At 69.8% G+C, this 16,559-nt stretch carries 15 protein-coding genes; 3 read left to right on the top strand and 12 right to left on the bottom strand.

Translation table 11 applies throughout. The annotated features are described in order from the left end of the window. Positions 1-97 precede the first annotated feature (97 nt). The 4 genes from maiA to hppD are packed head-to-tail and all read right to left on the bottom strand — an operon-like array spanning position 98 to position 3,764. The gene (gene maiA / locus B9P64_RS21940) at positions 98-745 is read right to left on the bottom strand and encodes a maleylacetoacetate isomerase (protein ID WP_085318324.1); all 648 of its coding nucleotides are present in this window, start codon (positions 743-745) and stop codon (positions 98-100) included. Continuing rightward, positions 742-2,073: a fumarylacetoacetase gene (gene fahA, locus B9P64_RS21945; protein ID WP_085318233.1), complete on the bottom strand. Its 1,332-nt coding sequence runs from the start codon at positions 2,071-2,073 to the stop codon at positions 742-744. The genes maiA and fahA overlap by 4 nt, the downstream gene beginning before the upstream one ends. A gap of 57 nt (positions 2,074-2,130) precedes the next feature. Beyond that, entirely contained in the window at positions 2,131-2,676 is a 546-nt protein-coding gene (locus B9P64_RS21950; RefSeq protein WP_085318234.1) for a VOC family protein, read from the bottom strand. A 53-nt stretch (positions 2,677-2,729) separates the two neighbouring features. After that, the gene (hppD, locus tag B9P64_RS21955; RefSeq protein ID WP_085318235.1) at positions 2,730-3,764 is read right to left on the bottom strand and encodes a 4-hydroxyphenylpyruvate dioxygenase; all 1,035 of its coding nucleotides are present in this window, start codon (positions 3,762-3,764) and stop codon (positions 2,730-2,732) included. A 139-nt stretch (positions 3,765-3,903) separates the two neighbouring features. Between hppD and B9P64_RS21960 the strand changes: the two genes are divergently transcribed. Next, positions 3,904-4,794, top strand: coding sequence for a LysR family transcriptional regulator (locus B9P64_RS21960; RefSeq protein ID WP_085318236.1), 891 nt, complete (start codon positions 3,904-3,906; stop codon positions 4,792-4,794). On the opposite strand, the gene B9P64_RS21965 is transcribed toward B9P64_RS21960, so the two are convergent. After that, the gene (locus B9P64_RS21965; protein WP_085318237.1) at positions 4,791-5,708 is read right to left on the bottom strand and encodes a LysR family transcriptional regulator; all 918 of its coding nucleotides are present in this window, start codon (positions 5,706-5,708) and stop codon (positions 4,791-4,793) included. The two genes, B9P64_RS21960 and B9P64_RS21965, sit on opposite strands and share 4 nt — an antisense overlap. Before the next feature lie 208 nt (positions 5,709-5,916). Between B9P64_RS21965 and B9P64_RS21970 the strand changes: the two genes are divergently transcribed. Then, complete coding sequence (locus tag B9P64_RS21970; protein ID WP_176256930.1) at positions 5,917-7,053, top strand: porin; 1,137 nt, start codon at positions 5,917-5,919, stop codon at positions 7,051-7,053. 20 nt (positions 7,054-7,073) lie between these two features. Next, positions 7,074-8,051 (top strand): 2-dehydropantoate 2-reductase, encoded by a 978-nt coding sequence (locus B9P64_RS21975; protein ID WP_085318239.1) that lies wholly within the window; start codon positions 7,074-7,076, stop codon positions 8,049-8,051. On the opposite strand, the gene B9P64_RS21980 is transcribed toward B9P64_RS21975, so the two are convergent. The 7 genes from B9P64_RS21980 to B9P64_RS22010 are packed head-to-tail and all read right to left on the bottom strand — an operon-like array spanning position 8,036 to position 16,556. After that, positions 8,036-9,400, bottom strand: a complete 1,365-nt coding sequence (locus B9P64_RS21980; RefSeq protein WP_085318240.1) for a VpsF family polysaccharide biosynthesis protein — start codon at positions 9,398-9,400, stop codon at positions 8,036-8,038. The two genes, B9P64_RS21975 and B9P64_RS21980, sit on opposite strands and share 16 nt — an antisense overlap. Positions 9,401-9,417: 17 nt before the next feature. Then, entirely contained in the window at positions 9,418-10,575 is a 1,158-nt protein-coding gene (locus tag B9P64_RS21985) for a glycoside hydrolase family 5 protein (protein WP_085318241.1), read from the bottom strand. After that, complete coding sequence (locus B9P64_RS21990; RefSeq protein WP_085318242.1) at positions 10,572-12,059, bottom strand: GumC family protein; 1,488 nt, start codon at positions 12,057-12,059, stop codon at positions 10,572-10,574. The genes B9P64_RS21985 and B9P64_RS21990 overlap by 4 nt, the downstream gene beginning before the upstream one ends. Next, positions 12,056-12,772: a polysaccharide biosynthesis/export family protein gene (locus B9P64_RS21995; protein ID WP_085318243.1), complete on the bottom strand. Its 717-nt coding sequence runs from the start codon at positions 12,770-12,772 to the stop codon at positions 12,056-12,058. The genes B9P64_RS21990 and B9P64_RS21995 overlap by 4 nt, the downstream gene beginning before the upstream one ends. 21 nt (positions 12,773-12,793) lie before the next feature. Beyond that, entirely contained in the window at positions 12,794-13,927 is a 1,134-nt protein-coding gene (locus B9P64_RS22000; protein WP_085318244.1) for a glycosyltransferase, read from the bottom strand. Between the two features lie 8 nt (positions 13,928-13,935). Continuing rightward, positions 13,936-15,120 carry a glycosyltransferase gene (locus B9P64_RS28295; RefSeq protein WP_085318245.1) on the bottom strand — a complete coding sequence of 395 codons (1,185 nt, stop codon included), beginning with the start codon at positions 15,118-15,120 and terminating at the stop codon, positions 13,936-13,938. Continuing rightward, positions 15,117-16,556: an oligosaccharide flippase family protein gene (locus tag B9P64_RS22010; RefSeq protein ID WP_085318246.1), complete on the bottom strand. Its 1,440-nt coding sequence runs from the start codon at positions 16,554-16,556 to the stop codon at positions 15,117-15,119. The genes B9P64_RS28295 and B9P64_RS22010 overlap by 4 nt, the downstream gene beginning before the upstream one ends. Positions 16,557-16,559 lie beyond the last annotated feature (3 nt).

The raw sequence follows: 16,559 nt of genomic DNA on the forward strand, positions 1-16,559 counted from the left end.
CTGACGCCGGCGATGAAGCCACTTTAGACATTCCGAACCATGCTTTCAGTGGTCTTTTGGAACGCAAAACGTTCCGGTTGGGAACGTTTTTGGGGGATTAGCGGAAGTCGGGTTGGCGGTCCCATTGCGACTCCGCGAACGCTGGCAAGGTCATGCAGCGCTCGAACACGGCGATCAGCAGCGGAACGTGATCGAGCTGCGCCTCGAAGCGGCGGGCGTTGAAGATCTGCGGCACCAGGCAGATGTCGGCCACGGTGGGCGAGTCGCCCTCGATGAAGTCGCCGTGACCGCCGCCGGCGCGCACCAGCGCTTCGAGCTGGCCGAGCCCCTGCTCGCACCAGTGCCGATACCAGTCGCCGCGCGCCGCGGGTTCCAGCTTGAGCCGGTGCTTCAGGTGGTTCAGCACGCGCAGGTTGTTGACCGGATGGATGTCGCAGGCCACCGCGAGTGCGGCGGCGCGGGCGCGCGCGCGGGCCGCCGGATCGGGCGGCAGCAGCGGCGGCGCGGGACGGGTCTCCTCCAGGTAGTCGAGGATGGCGAGCGACTGCGTGAGCCGCAGTCCGTCGATGTCGAGCGTGGGCACGAGGCAGGACGGGTTCACCGCGCGATAGGCCGGGCCACGCTGCTCGCCGGCGAGCAGATCGACGCCGACATATTCGTAGTCGATGCCCTTGAGCCGGAGCGCGATGCGCACGCGGAATGCCGCCGACGAGCGTGCCGCGCTGTAGAGCCGGACCGCGCTCATGCGGCCGCCGCGCGCGCCGGCAGCACGGTGCCGATGCAATCGCCAAAACCGATGGCGCGGGCGCCGTCGGCCTCGCAACGGCCGCGCAGCACGATGCAGTCGCCGTCGAGCAGAAAGGTGCGCGTCTCGCCGTTGGGCAGGGCGAGCGGCTGTCGGCCGCCCTGGCTCAGCTCCAGCAGCGAGCCGGCCTCGTCCGCGCCGGGGCCGGACTGGGTGCCGCTGCCGAGCAGGTCGCCGGGCTGGAGGTTGCAGCCGCCCACGGTGTGATGGGCGAGCATCTGCGCCAGCGTCCACCAGGCGTCGCGGAAATTGCTGCGCGACAGCCGTACCGGCGCGGCGCCGTGCTCGCGCATCTGCGCGGTCTGGATCAGCACCTCGAAATGCAGATCGAGCGCGCCGCGCTCGCGGTTGGCCGCGCCATCCAGATAGGGCAGCGGCGCCGGCTCGCCCTCGGGCCGCGTGAACGGCACGCGGAACGGCGCGAGCGCCTCCATCGTCACGATCCACGGCGACACGGTGGTGGCGAAGTTCTTGGCCAGAAAGGGGCCGAGCGGCTGGTATTCCCAGGCCTGCACATCGCGCGCCGACCAGTCGTTGAGCAGCACCACGCCGAACAGGTGGTCCTCGGCATCCGCCAGCGCCACCGGCTCGCCGAGAGCGTTGGGCTGGCCGACGAAGGCGCCCAGTTCAAGCTCGTAGTCGAGCCGGCGGCTCGGCGCGAGCACCGGCACCTCGGCCTCGGGCAGCTTCACCTGACCGAGCGGACGATGAAAGCGCTGGCCCGACACGCCGATCGATGAGCTGCGGCCGTGGTAGCCGATCGGTACCCACTTGTAGTTGGGCAGCAGCGGGTTGTCGGGCCGGAACAGCTTGCCGACCGTGGTGGCGTGGTGGATGCCGGTATAGAAATCGGTGTAGTCGCCGATGTGGCAGGGCAGGGCGTACTCAGCCTCGGCCTGCGGCAGCAGTGCGCCCGCGAGTGCGGCCTGCTGCGCGCTGCCCTGCGCCAGCGCGCGCGACAAGGCAGCGCGCAATTCCCGTCGCACGGTGACGCCGGCCGCCATGAAGGCATTGAGATCGCCGCGCGCGAGCGGTTCGAGCGCAGCGCGCGCCGCCTCGCTCCAGCCCTCGGCGGTCGCCGCGAGTGTCAGGTCGAGGATGGCGTCGCCGATGGCCACGCCGACGCGCCAGGGCGCTTTGCTGCCGGCGTGGCGAAAGCGCCCGTAAGGCAGGTTCTGGATCGGAAAGTCGCTGGCGGGATCGTTGGCCGACGCGACCCAGCTGGTGAGTGTCGGCGCATGGGTGGCGTCGGGGAGGTAGGCGGTCATGGCGCGTTCCTGGAGAGGGAGCGGAAGCCGGCCGGCATGCGCCGGCCGGGCATCGGTTCAATGGCGGTCTGCAAACTCGTCCTCGTGCAGGAAGGCCGCATGCCTGACGGCGCGCCGCGTGCGGCTCCATTCCTCGATCATGGCCGGGGCCAGGTCGTGCAGCTTTTCGAGCGTGCCGGGCTTCGCAAGATCGACCGCCAGCTCGAGCCGGTGGCCGTCGGGATCGCGGAAGTAGATCGACTTGAACACGCCGTGGTCGGTCGGGCCGAGGACCTCGATGCCGAGCGCCGCGATCTTCGCCTTGGCCGTCAGCAGCGTTTCCATGTCGGCGACCTTGAAGGCGATGTGCTGCACCCAGTCGGGCGTGTTCTCGTCGCGGCCCATGGCGGGCGAGTTCGGCAGCTCGAAGAAGGCCAGCACATTGCCGGCGCCGGCGTCCAGAAAGATGTGCATGTAGGGATCGGGTGCCTTGGTCGACGGCACGCGGTCTTCCGAGATGGCGAGCACCAGGTCCATGCCCAGGGTGTCGCGATAGAACTCGACGGTGCGGCGTGCGTCGCCGCAGCGATAGGCGGCGTGATGAATCCCTTGCAGCAGGCTCATGAGATGTCTCCTCGATGCTTCTTTGATGGAATGGGACTGGCGTGGCGCCCGGTTCAGATCACGCCGCGGCGTTCCTGATCCTTCTCGATCGAGCGGAACAGCGCGCCGAAATTGCCTTCGCCGAAGCTGAGGTTGTTCTCGCGCTGGATGATCTCGATGAAGATCGGCCCGATCAGGTTGCGGGTGAAGATCTGGAGCAGATAGCCCTCCTCGTCGCCATCGACGAGCACCTGATGCGCCCGGATGCGGCTGCGGTCCTCGCGCACCTGCGGCACCCGCTTGTAGACCGCGTCGTAGTAGTCGTCGTCGATGTCGAGCATCTCGATCGGGCTGCCCTTGAGTGCGTCGAGCGAGGCCAGGATGTCGTGAGTGCTGAAGGCCAGGTGCTGCACGCCGGGGCCGTTGTATTCGCGCAGGTACTCGGCGATCTGGTCCCGGTCGTCCTTGGGCTGGTTGATGGGGATGCAGAAGCTGCCGTCCGGCGAACGCAGCGCATGACTGGTCAGGCCGGTCTTGGCGCCCTTGATGTCGAAGTAGCGCACCTCGGTGAAGCCGAAGATGTCCTTGTAAAAAGCGGACCACATGTCCATCTGGCCGGGGGGCACGTTGTTGGTCAGATGGTCGATCGCCAGAAAGCCCTTGTCCGCCTGCACCTGAGGCAGTGCGAGCGGCGCGAAATCGGCTTCGTAGATCGAGCCACGCGGTCCGTGGCAATCGATGAAATAGACGAGGCTGTCGCCGATGCCGTGAATGGCCGGATAGGCGTGATCGCAGCGCGCCGGATCGGCCGCCACGGCACCGCGCCGCACTGCCTCGGCGAGCGCGGCCGATGCGTTTTCCACGCGCCAGCCCATCGAGCAGATCGACGGCCCGTGGGTCCGGGCAAACGCGCCCGAGAAGCCGTCGCGCTCGGCGTTGAGCAGGAAGTTGATGTCGTTCTGGTGATACCAGGTGATGTCGCGACTGCGGTGGCGGCGCAGCTTGGAGAAGCCGAAGGCCCAGAACAGCGCATCGAGCTGGTCGAGCGACCCGCCGGTGAATTCGGTGAATTCGATGCCTTGCAGGCCGATCGGATTGAGTGGGTTCATGGTCGTGTCTCCTGGGGGCGTTCGCCGGTTGCAGCGAGGAATGACGCGACTCTAGAAAGCCCGACCAATCAAAAAAAGCGGAATTAAACGAAACTGAACGACTAGGATTTCGATCATTTGACCGACTTGCGGCTTACCCATGATCGATCTCGATTCCCTTGCCGCGCTCGACGCGGTCGTGCGCCACGGCGGCTTTGCGCGTGCTGCCGAGCAGCTGCACAAGGTGCAGTCGGCGGTCAGCTATCAGGTGCGCAAGCTGGAGGAGCAGCTCGGTCTCGCGCTGCTCGACCGCGACGGCTACCGGGTCAAGCTGACGCCTGCCGGCGCGGCGCTGCTGGCCGAGGGCCGCCGCCTGCTGCTGCATGCCGAGCAGTTCGGTGCGCTGGCACGCCAGTTCACCGAGGGCTGGGAGCCGCAGCTGATGCTGGTGGCCGACGGCATCCTGCCGCTCGATGCGGTGTTCTCGGCTCTCAAGACGCTCTCCGATGAGCGCGTCCCGACGCGGGTGCAGGTGAAGGTCGAGTTCCTGCATGGCGTGCAGTACCGCTTCGAGAAGGAGCAGGCCGATCTGATGATCGTGAAGGACTACGCGCCCGATGCCAGGCTGCTGGCCGAGCCGCTGGTCGAGATCGAGTGCGTGCTCTGCACCGCGCCCGGCCATCCGCTCGCGCGCGCCGGCGCAGTCGACCTGCCCGAGCTTCAGGAGCATGTGGAGCTGACGGTGCAGGACAGCAGCGAGCGTGGCGACGATCAGCACATGTTCGGCGGCGAGCGGGTGTTCTACCTGTCGGGCTTCACGGCCAAGAAGCAGGCGCTGCACATGGGGCTCGGCTTCGGCTGGATGCCGCGTCATCTGGTCGACGATGCGCTGGCGGCCGGCAGCCTGTGCGAGGTCGGCTACCGGGGCGGTTCGCGCTACCGCTTCACGCCGGTGCTGGTGCATCGGCGCGACCGGCCGCTCGGCCGGGCCGGGCGGCGGCTCGCCGATCTGCTGCGCGGCGGCAGCGCGCCGGGCATGACCAGCGGCTAGCCGCCGCGATCCTCGCGCTGGCGCGCCTGTGCGCAGAGGTAGTCGACCAGTTCGCGCGCCGTCGCTGACAGCGCGGCGCTGGAGCGCATGACCACCACGAAGCGGCGCTGCGCCCAGGCGTCGGTCAGCGGCAGCATGCGCAGGCCCAGCGTGCTCACCAGCGGCGCCGCGACCTCGCCCGGCAGGATCGCGATGCCGAGGTTGGCCGCCACCGCGCGGCAGGCCGCGTCGAAGGTCGACACCACGATGCGCGGCACCCGGAGCTTGCCCTCGGCGGCCGTGAGACGGCGCAGCATCGTCTCCATGATCGAACCCGGCAGCACGCCGATGCTTTCGTAGTCGAGCGTGTCGCGGAAGGCCAGGCTCTCGCGTCCGGCCAGCGCATGACGCGGATGCGCCACCAGCCAGACGCGGTCGGTGCGGTAGTCGCGCGTCTCCAGGCCGGCCAGGTCGCTCGCGTTCCAGCACACGCCGAAATCGGCCGTGCCGTCGCGCACCGCGCGGGTGATCTCGGCGCTGGTCTGCTCCTCCAGGTTGATGTGTACCTGCGGATGCGCGGCAAGGAAGGCGCTGATGTCGTCGGGCAGGCTTTCCGAGATGACCGACAGGCTCACCAGCACGCGCAGGTTCACCTGCACGCCGGCGCCAAATTCGCGCAGCTCGGCATGCATGCGCTCCATCAGCAGCAGCACCTCGCGCGACTGGCGCAGCAGCGCCTCGCCGGCCGGCGTGGGCGCCAGTCCGCCGCGGGCGCGGGCCAGCAGGGTCACGCCCACGTCGTCCTCCAGTGCGCCGAGTCGCTTGCTGATGGCGGACGGGACGATGGCCTCGCGCTCGGCGGCACGGGCGATGTTGCCCTCCTCGCAGACCGCCACGAAAAGCCGCAGCGAAACCGGGTCGAAAACGCGTGCCATGCAGGACCTCTGTTTGCGGGTTAACCCAAGAACGGTTCCGGAATGGAACGAAGTGGCTTCCAAAATAGCGCGAACGAGCTGTGTCGGCAGCTTCATCCTTGGTGCGCATCACATCCGGGCCGGCGACAGGCATGTCGCGCGCGGCCCGTCATCCGCGACCGCGACGCAGATCCGCAAGCCGACCGGCGCCAACCAAGGAGGAGAAAACATGCAGACGGAATTCCGCGCGGGACGGATTGCAAGGGCTTGCAGGCTCGCCGCGATCGCCACCGGCATCGCGACGGCGGCTCAGGCCGGGGCGCAGACGAGCAATGTCACGCTTTACGGCGTGGCGGATGTGCAGGTCGACGACGTGCGCGTCAGCGGCACCACGGCGGCACCCTTCGCCAGCCGCAGCATTGCTCGTGTCACCTCGAGCAGCTCGCTGCTGGGCTTTCGCGGCAGCGAGGATCTCGGCGATGGGCTGAGTGCCATCTTCCAGCTCGAATCCGGGCTCCAGTTCGATACCGGCGCCCAGACCAGCAGCAGCGCGCTCTGGGGCCGCGATACCTATGTGGGCTTGCGCGGCGGATTCGGACAGCTGCGCGTCGGCCGGCTCAGCGGGCCGTATCGCGTGGCGGAAGGGCGCTTCGATTTCAATCCGGGCGCCACCGGCACCGCCTTCAATGCGGCGCTGCTGTCGTTTTTCGGTGCCACGGCAACCGATCTCGGCTTCGGCAACCGGCTGTCGAATGCGGTCTTCTACGAGACGCCCAAGGTCGGCGGCTTCGTCGCCTCGGCGATCTGGAGCGCCAACGAGTCGAATGCCGGCGTGCCCAACAGCGGCGCGGTCGGCGGCGGCCTGCGCTATGACGAGGGGCCCTGGCTGGTCGCCTACGCCATCGAACGGCGCAACGGCACCGGCGGGGTCGGCCGGCACGACACCGGTCAGCGCGCCGGCGTCAGCTACAAGGGCTCGGGCTGGCGCCTGGGCAGCGAATTCGACCGCCAGACGCGCGACAACGATGCCGGCACGGCCGGCGGCAGCAGCGCCAGCCGCAATGCGTTCTCGGTGATGAGCGGCGTCGATCTGGGGAGTGGCGAGCTGGTGAGCGAATTCACCCAGGCCAACAAGCTGTCGGGCAGCCTGTGCGGCAGTCGCTGCGACGACACCGGTGCGCGGATGCTGTCGGTGGCCTACTACTACCCGCTCAGCAAGCGGACGCTGCTCACCTTCCGCTCGACACGCATCTGGAACCAGGACCGCGCGAGCTACGAGCTGCATCCGTCGGCGCCGGGCCTGATCGGCATCGCGCCGGGGGCGCAGATCGGTGCCTACGCGGTGGGTGTGCGGCACAGTTTCTGAAATCGGTGACAGGGGCAGGCATGAAGACATGCATCGTCGGCGCGGGCGCCATCGGCGGATTGATCGGAGCAAGGCTGGCGGCGGCCGGGGTGCCCACCAGCGCGCTGGCGCGTGGCGCGACGCTGGCCGCGTTGCGCGAGCACGGCTGGCGGCTGGCGACGGCACAGGGACCGGTCACCGGCCCGGTGCTGGCCAGCGACGATGCCGGCGCGCTCGGGCAGCAGGACCTGGTGATCGTCGCGGTGAAGGCGCCGGCGCTGGCGGCGGTGGCGGCCGGCATCGCGCCGCTGCTCGGTCCCGGCACGCTGGTGCTGCCGGCGATGAACGGCGTGCCGTGGTGGTTCTGCGCCGGGCTGCCGGGCTTCGAGGCGCCGCTCGACAGCGTCGATCCGGGCGGCGCGATCGCGCGCGCCATTCCGCAGCGCCAGGTGCTTGGCTGCGTCGTGCATGCGAGCGCGTCGGTGCGCGAGCCCGGCGTGGTCGAGCACGGCATGGGCGCCGGACTCATCGTCGGCGAGCCGGCCGGCGGGCAGTCGGCCCGGGTGCAGGCGGTGGTCGAGCTGCTGGCGCGTGGCGGTTTCGACGTTCGGCCGTCCGGCAATGTGCGTCAGGACGTCTGGTTCAAGCTCTGGGGCAATCTCACGATGAACCCGGTCAGCGCCATCACCGGCGCCACCGTCGACCAGGTGCTGGCCGACCCGCTGGTGCGTGAATTCTGCTCGGCGGTCATGCGCGAGGCGGCAGCCATCGGCGGGCGCCTCGGCTGCGCGATCGCCGACAGCCCGGACGACCGCCATGCGATCACCGCAAGGCTGGGTGCCTTCCGCACCTCGATGCTTCAGGACGTCGCCGCCGGTCGCGCGATCGAGCTCGATGCGCTGGTCGGCGCGGTGCACGAGATCGGCCGGAGGTTGGGCATGCGCACACCGAATGTCGATGCGCTGCTGGGGCTTGCGCGGCTGTTCGGCCGCGCGCACGGGCTTTATCCGAAGGCTTGAGGTCGAGCGGCACACCGGTCAGGCAGCACGCCGGCTGCACCGGCCGGCGCAGCCTCGCCCGGTTCGGCCGCGGTGCGGCGCGCGCGGCGCCGTTCGAGCCTGCGGTCGCGCCGTCGGCTGGCATGGCAGACCAGCGCCGCCACCACCGTCGTCAGCATCGAGCCCTTGGCCGACAGCGAATTGTTGGACGACGACACCACCACGAAGATCAGGATCGACACCCGCGCAGGCCCCGGTGCCAGCCGCCACAGCCAGCGCAGCAGCCCGACCATGGCCGCCACGAAGGGCAGGAAGCCGATGGCGCCGAACTGCAGGTACATGTTGATCCAGAAGTTCTCGATGGTTTCGAGCGGGTCCTGCAGCGCCAGCTGAAAGATGAAGTGCGCGATCTCGGCCGGCGAGGCACCGGCGATCAGCTGCTGCTCGCTCATCAGCCCGAACACCGACCAGATGCGCGCCCGCACCTCGGCGCTGTCGTCGACCTTGAGCTTGGTGAAGATGCGTTCGCCCAGGCCGGCGCCCATCACCACCGCCACCAGCAGGCCGATGCCGAGCAGCACGACCACGCTGCCGCCGGTGATCTGCGCATAGGTGAAGCGCCCGCGCGTCAGCTTGACCGCCGCCGTCAGCGCCAGATAGCCGCCCAGAAACAGCAGCGTGAGCAGGAAGGAGGTGCGTCCGCCATAGGCCAGCAGCGCCAGCACCACATAGCCCAGCAGCAGCGCGCGCGCGCCGGCCGGAATGCGCAGCGTGAGCAGCAGCGGCGCCAGCGTGCCGGTGACCAGCGCGCCGTTGAGCGGATGGCCGGTCAGCGCGGTGGCGCGGAACAAGTCCTCATGCGGCTCGATGCCGCCCACGGTGTAGAGCACGAAATGCTCATGGCGCGCGGTCTCCACCAGCGCCATCGCGGCGTTGAACAGCATCAGCCCGATGACCAGCCTGAAGGCCGTCGCGCGGCGCTGCGGCGCCAGCGCCAGCAGGGTGACGGCGGTGACCGCCGGCATGATCAGCGTGTCGATCAGGAAGGCGGCGCCCGACGGGCCGTAGCGCGCGATCGAATAGCCGAGCAGAAACACGATGGCGCCGAGCCACAGCCCGAGCGGCGGATGGCGCCGCAGCGCCGCCGCCAGCACCGCGACCGGATTGCCGTGCGCCGCCAGCGCCACCACGAAGGCCAGCAGCCCGACCCAGGTGCCCGGATGCAGCTTGACCAGCAGCGAGCCGCCCGCCGACGTGTACGGAATGCCGAGCTGGAACAGCAGCGCATCGGCGATCAGCTGGTACAGCGCCAGCGAGCTGAAGACCAGCGCGGCGGCCAGGTCGCCGAGCAGCGGATTGGCGGATCGCATGCGGCGCGCTCCGTCGGTCAGCGGGCGGCGCCGAGGCCGAGCGCGGCCAGCGCGGGCGCGTCGAACACCGGCGCGGCACCGGGCGCCGGCCGGGTGGCGATGCCGAAGCCCGAGGTGTACGACCACACGGTCCAGCCGATGCCGTGACGCTCGGCGGCGCGCCGCACATCGCCGATCCAGCGCCAGCGCGAGGCGTCGTCGACATTGGCGCGGATCACGCCGAACTCGTTGCACAGCACGCGCACGCCCTTGCCGCGGGCCCAGGCCGCGACCTCGGCGAAATAGGCGTCGACGCGGGCGGCATTCCAGTTCTCGTCGCGGTAGGCGCCCAGCTCGCGCGCGGCACGCGGATGCGGCCGGGTGAGCGTCGGCGGATGCGCGACCAGCTCGCTCGCCGGCCAGCGCACATCGCGCATGAAGCCGACGGCGGTGTGCTCGTTGTCGAGCCAGTTGGCGCCCTGATGCGTGAAGACGTAAGGCAGGTAGAAGTGCACCAGCCAGACGCAATTGGCATCGGGCAGCAGCTCGGTGGCCTTGAGCCCGTCGAAGCTGCCGCCCTGATGGCCGGTGAGCAGCACCCGGTGGCGCGGCAGCGATGCGCGCACCGCCGCCAGCAGCCGCGCCTGGACCGCGCTCCATTGGCGCGCGGTCCAGCCGTAGTACTGCGGCTCGTTGTAGGGCTCGATCGCCACATGCTCGGGCGGCGTGTCGGCGAGGCGCCGGGCCAGCGCCTGCCACAGCGTGACGAAGGCGGTCTCGTCGCTGCGCGAGGCCTCCATGCGCTCCTTGAGCTGGCGCCCCGGATGCATGTCGACCACCACGTCGAGCCCGACGGCCAGCGCCGAATCGATGGCGGCGCGGTAGCGCGGCCAGCCCGGCATGGCGCTGCCGGCGCCGGGCGTCCAGCCGAGCTTTTCCGGGTCGAAGGGAATGCGCACATGGTCGAAGCCGACGCGGCGCAGCGTCAGCAGCTGCTCGGGCGAAAACGGCTCGTCCATCTCCAGCTCGAACCACTGGCTCAGGTTGACGCCGCGCAGCAGCGCCGGACCGACCGGATCGGCGGCGGCCGCATGCGCGCTGCGCTGGCCGGCGCTGCCGCAGGCCGCAAGGCCGGCCGAGGCGAGCGCGCCGGCCAGCACGCGCCGGCGTGTACCGCCCGCGTTCGGTCGGCTCATTGCAGCCGCTCCGGAATCGCCGCCAGCACCGGCAGCTTGAGCCGGCGTTCCACCTGCTCGGGCATCGCGAAGCTGTCGTTGAACAGCTCGGCGAAGCAGGCGATGGCCAGCGCGACCGCGATGCTCAGCACGAAGCCCACGCCGATGATGATCGGCTGGAGCCGCTTGGCTTCGAGCGGAATGCGCGCCGGCTGCACCACGCTCACGCTGGTCTGATGCTCCTTGTCGAGCGCGTCGAGCACGCGGGCTTCATCGAGCCGGCGGCGCGCGATGCCGTAGGCGTCGTCGACCAGCTTGCGTTCGCGTTGCAGGTCGAGCATCTCGCGCTCCTGCGCTGAAAGCCCTTGCAAGGCGCGCTCGGCCTGGCGCGCGAAGGCGGCGGCCTTGGCGCGCGCGGCGACCGCCGCCTCGTAATCGGCGCGGGTGTGGAGCAGGTCGCTCTCGACCGTGTCGCGCACCGGGCTGCGGCCCACGCGCTCGGTCTTGGGCGGCGCCTTCTCGGTATCGGCGATGAAGGCTTCGGTGCGCGCGATGTCGGCGCGCACATCGCCCACGAAGGGATGCGTGTCGACGTAGCGCGAGCTGAGGTCGCGTTCCTTCAGGCGCAGGTCGAGCAGGGTCTTGCGCGCGGCCTCGACCGCATCGCTGCGCGCGGTCTCGGAATAGATGACCACGTCGCCCGACACGCCGCCAAAGCTGCGGTCGAGAGCCTTGAGCCGGCCGCCCGATTGCGCGACCGCCAGATCGCCGGCGTCGAGCCGGTCCTGCGCATCCTGCAACTGCTTGAGCAGGATGGCCTGCTGCTCGCCGAAGGACACGATGCCGTGCTCGCGCTTGAAGCCTTCGACCTTGGCCTCGATCGCATCGAGCCGGGCGCGCAGCTGCTCGACGCTGCGTTCCTCCTCGGCGCCGTAATGGCGGCCAAAGATGGCGCGCCGGCGCTCGATGTAGGCCGCGACCAGCTCGTTGGCCACGCGCGCCGCCAGTTCGGCGTCCTGGTGCTTGAAGGTCACCTGCACGGTGTTGCTTTCCTTCAGCAGCAGCGCGGTCAGCGCGTCCTGCATCAGCAGCAGCGCGGCATTGACCTTTTCCTCGGGCTCGGCGCTGCCGCGCGCGATCTTGGGATAGAGCTGCTCCAGGCCGATCTTGTCGAGCACCGCTTGCAGGTTGTCGCGGCTGGCCAGGATTTCCACCTCGGAGCGCAGCGTCTGCTCGCGGTCGTAGGCGACCGGCGCGGCATTGCTGATGTCGCCGGTCTCGGGCCGGTAGACGTATTCGCGGCCCAGCCGCAGCAGCAGCGTGGTGTCGGCGGTGTAGCTCGGCTTGGGCACGAAGCTCACGCTGACCGCCAGCGTGAAGGTGAGGAAGAAGCCGGTCAGGATCTTGCGGCGGTCGCGGAAGGCGATGACGAGGAACTCGCGCAGCGTGAGGCGCCGGCTGCGGTCGTAGTCGATGCCGATGACGTCGGGGAGGTAGGCGCTCATTTGGCGATGCTCGTCGTCGGGGTGATGTTGTAGTTGATGCCGGCGTTGATCGGCAGGTTCTTGCGCAGGTACTGGTCGATCCACAGGTTGACGTTGGCGACGCCGCTGCGCGGCACCAGCAGCATGTCGTCGCCGCGCAGCGCCACGTCGGCGCCGGGCTCGCTGCCGTCGAGGATGCCGCGCAGGTTCACGCTGTAGGCGAGCGGCGCGGCGCCCGGCTGGGGCCGCAGCAGCACGACCTTGTCGGCGGCGGTTTCGCGCAGGCCCTCGGCCAGCAGGATGGCCTGCATCACGGTCACGCGGCCGGTCACCGGCACCGAGCCGGCGCGGAACACCTCGCCGCCGACGAACACGCGCTGGGCGGTGGCGGCGGCCAGATTCACGCTGGTCTCGGGCCGCTTGAGCACGCTGCGATAGCGCTCGGTCAGGTCGCGCGACACCTCGTCGAGCGTGCGGCCGGCCAGCATCTGCCAGCCGATCCAGGGCAGCGTGGCGCCGCCGTCGGGCGCCACCTGGATCGTGGCCGACTGGTCGGGCTGGTAGTCGAAGCGCAGCGCCAGCTGGTCGCCGGCGACGATGCGATAGGTGGCGCCGGCCTCGGTGGCGACGGGCGCGGGCGGCTGTGCCGGCGCCTGCGGCAGCGCCGGCAGATCGCGCGTGGCGCAGCCGGCCAGCAGGGCGGCGCAGGCGAGGGCGGAGAGCTTGGTTTTCATGGCGTGTGCGCTCGCGGCAGGTCAGCCGCCGCTCGGCGCGCGGGTGCGGCCGAACAGCAGCGATTCGAAGAGGGCGAGATAGCGGCCGACGGCGCGCTCCTCGGTGAAGCCCATGGCGTGCTCGGTCGCGCCTTCGGGATGCTCGTCATGGTCGACGGCATGGGTGATGGCGCGGCGCATCGCCTCGATGTCGCCGACCGGCACCAGCGCGCCGTACTTGCCGCCTTGCAGAATCTCGCGCGGGCCGACCGGGCAGTCGGTGCTGATGACATGCGTGCCGGCGGCCATCGCCTCGACCAGCACATTGCCAAAGCCCTCGAACAGCGACGGCAGCACAAACACCTTGGCCCGGTGCATGTAGGCGAACGGGTTCTCGACATTGCCCAGCAGCTGCACCTTCCGCGTGAGATCGAGCTTGTCGATCATGGCTTCGATGCGCGGTCGGTCGGGGCCTTCGCCGGCGATCAGCAGGCGCAGCCGCGGCCGGCGGCGCTGGGCGCGGTTGAAGGCGCGCACCAGCGTCAGCACGCGCTTCTCGCGGCTCAGGCGGCCGACGAACAGCACGGTGTCGTAGTTGTCGCGGTCGAGCCAGGGATGGTCGATCGGCTCGGCGCAGAGCTCGTCCACATCCTCCGGAATGATCGGATTGAAGATGAGCTTGGCGCGGAACTGCGGCGCGATCATCGCGGTGAGATCGAGCTGCACGCCGCGCGACACCGCCACCACCGCATCGGCCAGCGGATAGCCGCGCCGGATCAGCGTCGGCAGCAGCTTGAAGCGCCAGCCGCCCTCGGCACGGATCTGGTTGGTGATCGGCGCGTGCTCGGTCAGCACCAGCCGGCACGGCGAGCGCGCCAGCCGGCGTGCCGCGAGCGCGGCCAGGTTGTTGTGCGGCAGGCCGGCCAGCAGCACGTCGGGCTTCTCGATGGCGAGAAAGCGCGCCAGCTGGCGCACCGCGGCAAAGGTGCGGTTCACGTCGAGCGACACCACCTCCAGGCCGGCGGCCAGATGCAGCGTGGACGGATCGGTGTCGTGCACCACCAGCAGCACCTGCGGGCCGCGCCGGGCCATGCCGCGTGCCAGCCGGATGAGCGACAGCTCGGCACCGCCGACGCGGATGTCGGGCAGATAGACGGCGATCTTGTAATCGGACATGGGTGAGTTCAATGCGCGACCGGTTCGGGCAGGCGGGTGTCGAAGGCCGAGGGCAGGTCGTCAAGGAACTCGCGCGCCTTGGGGCTGACGCGGGCAAACAGTTCGAGGTAGTTGCGCGCCACGGTGTCGACGTGCTGCAACTGGGCCCGGCGCCGCAGCGCCGCCGTGGGCCAGGGCGAGGCGAGCTGGCGTTCCATCGCGGCGGCCAGCGCGGCCACGTCGCCGACCGGCACCAGCTGGCCGTAACGGCCGCCGTCGAGGATTTCATCGGGGCCGTAGGGGCAGTCGGTGCTGATGACGGCGGTGCCGCAGCCCATGGCCTCGATCAGCACATTGCCGTAGCCCTCGTAGATCGACGACATCACCAGCGCCTCGGCGCGCGCGATGTAGGGCAGCGGGTTGTGCTTGAAGCCGGCGAACTGCACCCGCTTTTTCAGGCCCAGGCCGTGCGCCAGTTCCATCAGCGCGCGGCGCTCGGGGCCGTCGCCCAGGATGACGAGCCGGGCCTCGGGCGCCCGCACCCGGGCGAAGGCGCGCAGCAGCGTCGGAAAGTCCTTCTGATGCACGAGGCGACCGGCGCCGACGAATACCCGCAGCATCGGATTGTCGAGCCAGGGGTGATGCGCCGGCTGGGCCGCGCGCCTGTCGAAGCCGACATCGAGCACCGGGTTGTAGACGGTGTCGATGCGGTCGAGCGGAATGCCGGTGTGCTCGGCCATGTCGATGCGCACGCCCTCCGACACCGCGATGATCGCGTCGGCCATGTGACCGAAGCGGCGGTACAGCCCGGGCATCGAGCGGTGCTGCCAGTTGCCCATCTCCACGCTTTCGCGGCTGAGCGCGTTGTGCTGGCTGATGATGACCCGGGTGTCGGTGCGCGCCAGCGCCCGCGCCCACAGCGCCACGATGTTGTTGTGGCCCATGCTCGACAGCAGCACATGCGGCTTGAGCGCGCGCAGGAAGCGGATCATCTTGGGCAGCGCCTGCACCGTGCGGTTCACTTCCAGCGGCACCACATGCACGTCCTCGGGGAGCATGTGCAGCAGCTCGCCCTCGCGCTTGTGGATCGCCACCACCACGTCGATGCCCATCTTGATGAAGGCGTCGATCAGCACGAGCTTCATCCGCTCGACGCCGCCGCCGTCGAAGTTGGGCAGATAGATCGCCAGCCGCAAGGGTTCGCTCATGCTCATGCCAACCTTCCTGCGCGCCGGCCAGCCAGCCAGGCGCGCGCGTTCCTGATGTTGATTAGTAGTTGTATTGCCCAGTAGATGGCCACGCCGGCGCCGATGGCCAGCACCAGTTCGAGCACGCCCTCGGCCGGCGCCCACCAGCTCAGCGCCGCCCACATCGCGGCCGAGGCCAGCAGCGCGCCGCCGATGGCGCCGAGTGGCAGCGGCACCGACAGCACCTGCCGGCCGATCAGCGCGCTGAGCGCCGCGCCGAGCGCATAGGTGGCCACCGTGACCCAGGCCGCACCGGCCAGCCCAAAGCGCGGCAGCGCCCACAGATTGGCCAGCACGTTGAAGGCCGCGCAGGGCAGCAGGCTCCAGAGCAGGCCGGTCGTCTTGCGCGACAGGTGAAAGGCGTGATCGAAGTAGTGCACCTGGAAGCCCGCCAGCAGCGCGCCGAGCGCGATCGGCGCCATCAGCGGAATCGCGCCGGCGCGGAACCGGTCGCCGATGAGCACGCTGGCCAGCGGCTCGGCCAGCGTGGCGATGCCGATGCAGGACGGGATCGCGACCATCGCCAGCAGGCCGCCGTTGCGGCGCAGCTGGGCCCGCGCGGCCGGAATGCCGCCGGTCTCGATGGCCTTCACCGCCAGCGGAAAGGCCGCGAAATTGATCGCGATGAAAATCGACGCGAGCGAGCGGTCGACCAGGCTGTAGGCGACCGAATACACGCCGACCGCCTCGCTGCCGAGCACCCGCTCGATGAGGAAGCGATCTACCGACGACAGCACGAAGTTGAGCGCATAGGCGCCGGTGAGCGGCGCGCCGTAGCGCAGGTAGTCGCGGATGCGGCGCAGATCGAGCAGGCCGGCGCTCAGCCGCGCGACCCGGCCAAGCCCCGGCAGCGCCGCCAGCAGCGAGGCCAGCGTGGCGCCGGCCAGCAGGCCGATGGCCGGATTTGCAAACGCATGCACCAGCGCCACGCCGAAGGCCACGCTGCCGATGGCCTGGCCGGCTTCGACCAGGTTGAAGCGCAGCACCCGCAGCCGGCTGCGGTTGAAGGCCTGCTGCACGCTCACCAGCCCGCGCAGCACCACCAGCGGCAGCAGCAGCAGCAGCACATCGCGGTCGAGGCCGGGAAAGCGGAAGCAGGTGACCAGCGGCAGATAGAGCGCCACGAAGCCCAGCACCATCAGGCACCACGACTGGTAGATGGCGCCTTCCACCTTGGCATCGCGCAGCGGATCGCTGATCTGGCCCGGGCGCGAGAAGCGCATGGCCGAGACCTGCACCCACTGAAACACGGTCGATTGCAGCAGCAGCGCCAGCGCCAGCGCCAGCGCGTAGGCGCCATAGACCGCCGGACTGGTCAGCCGCGTGAAGGCATACACCGCCAGGAAGGCTGCCAGCCCCGGAACGATCTGGGCCGGCGCAAAGCCGGAAACGAGCTTCAGCACCGC

The organism is Derxia lacustris (assembly GCF_002105195.1).
Lineage (GTDB): Bacteria > Pseudomonadota > Gammaproteobacteria > Burkholderiales > Burkholderiaceae_E > Derxia > Derxia lacustris.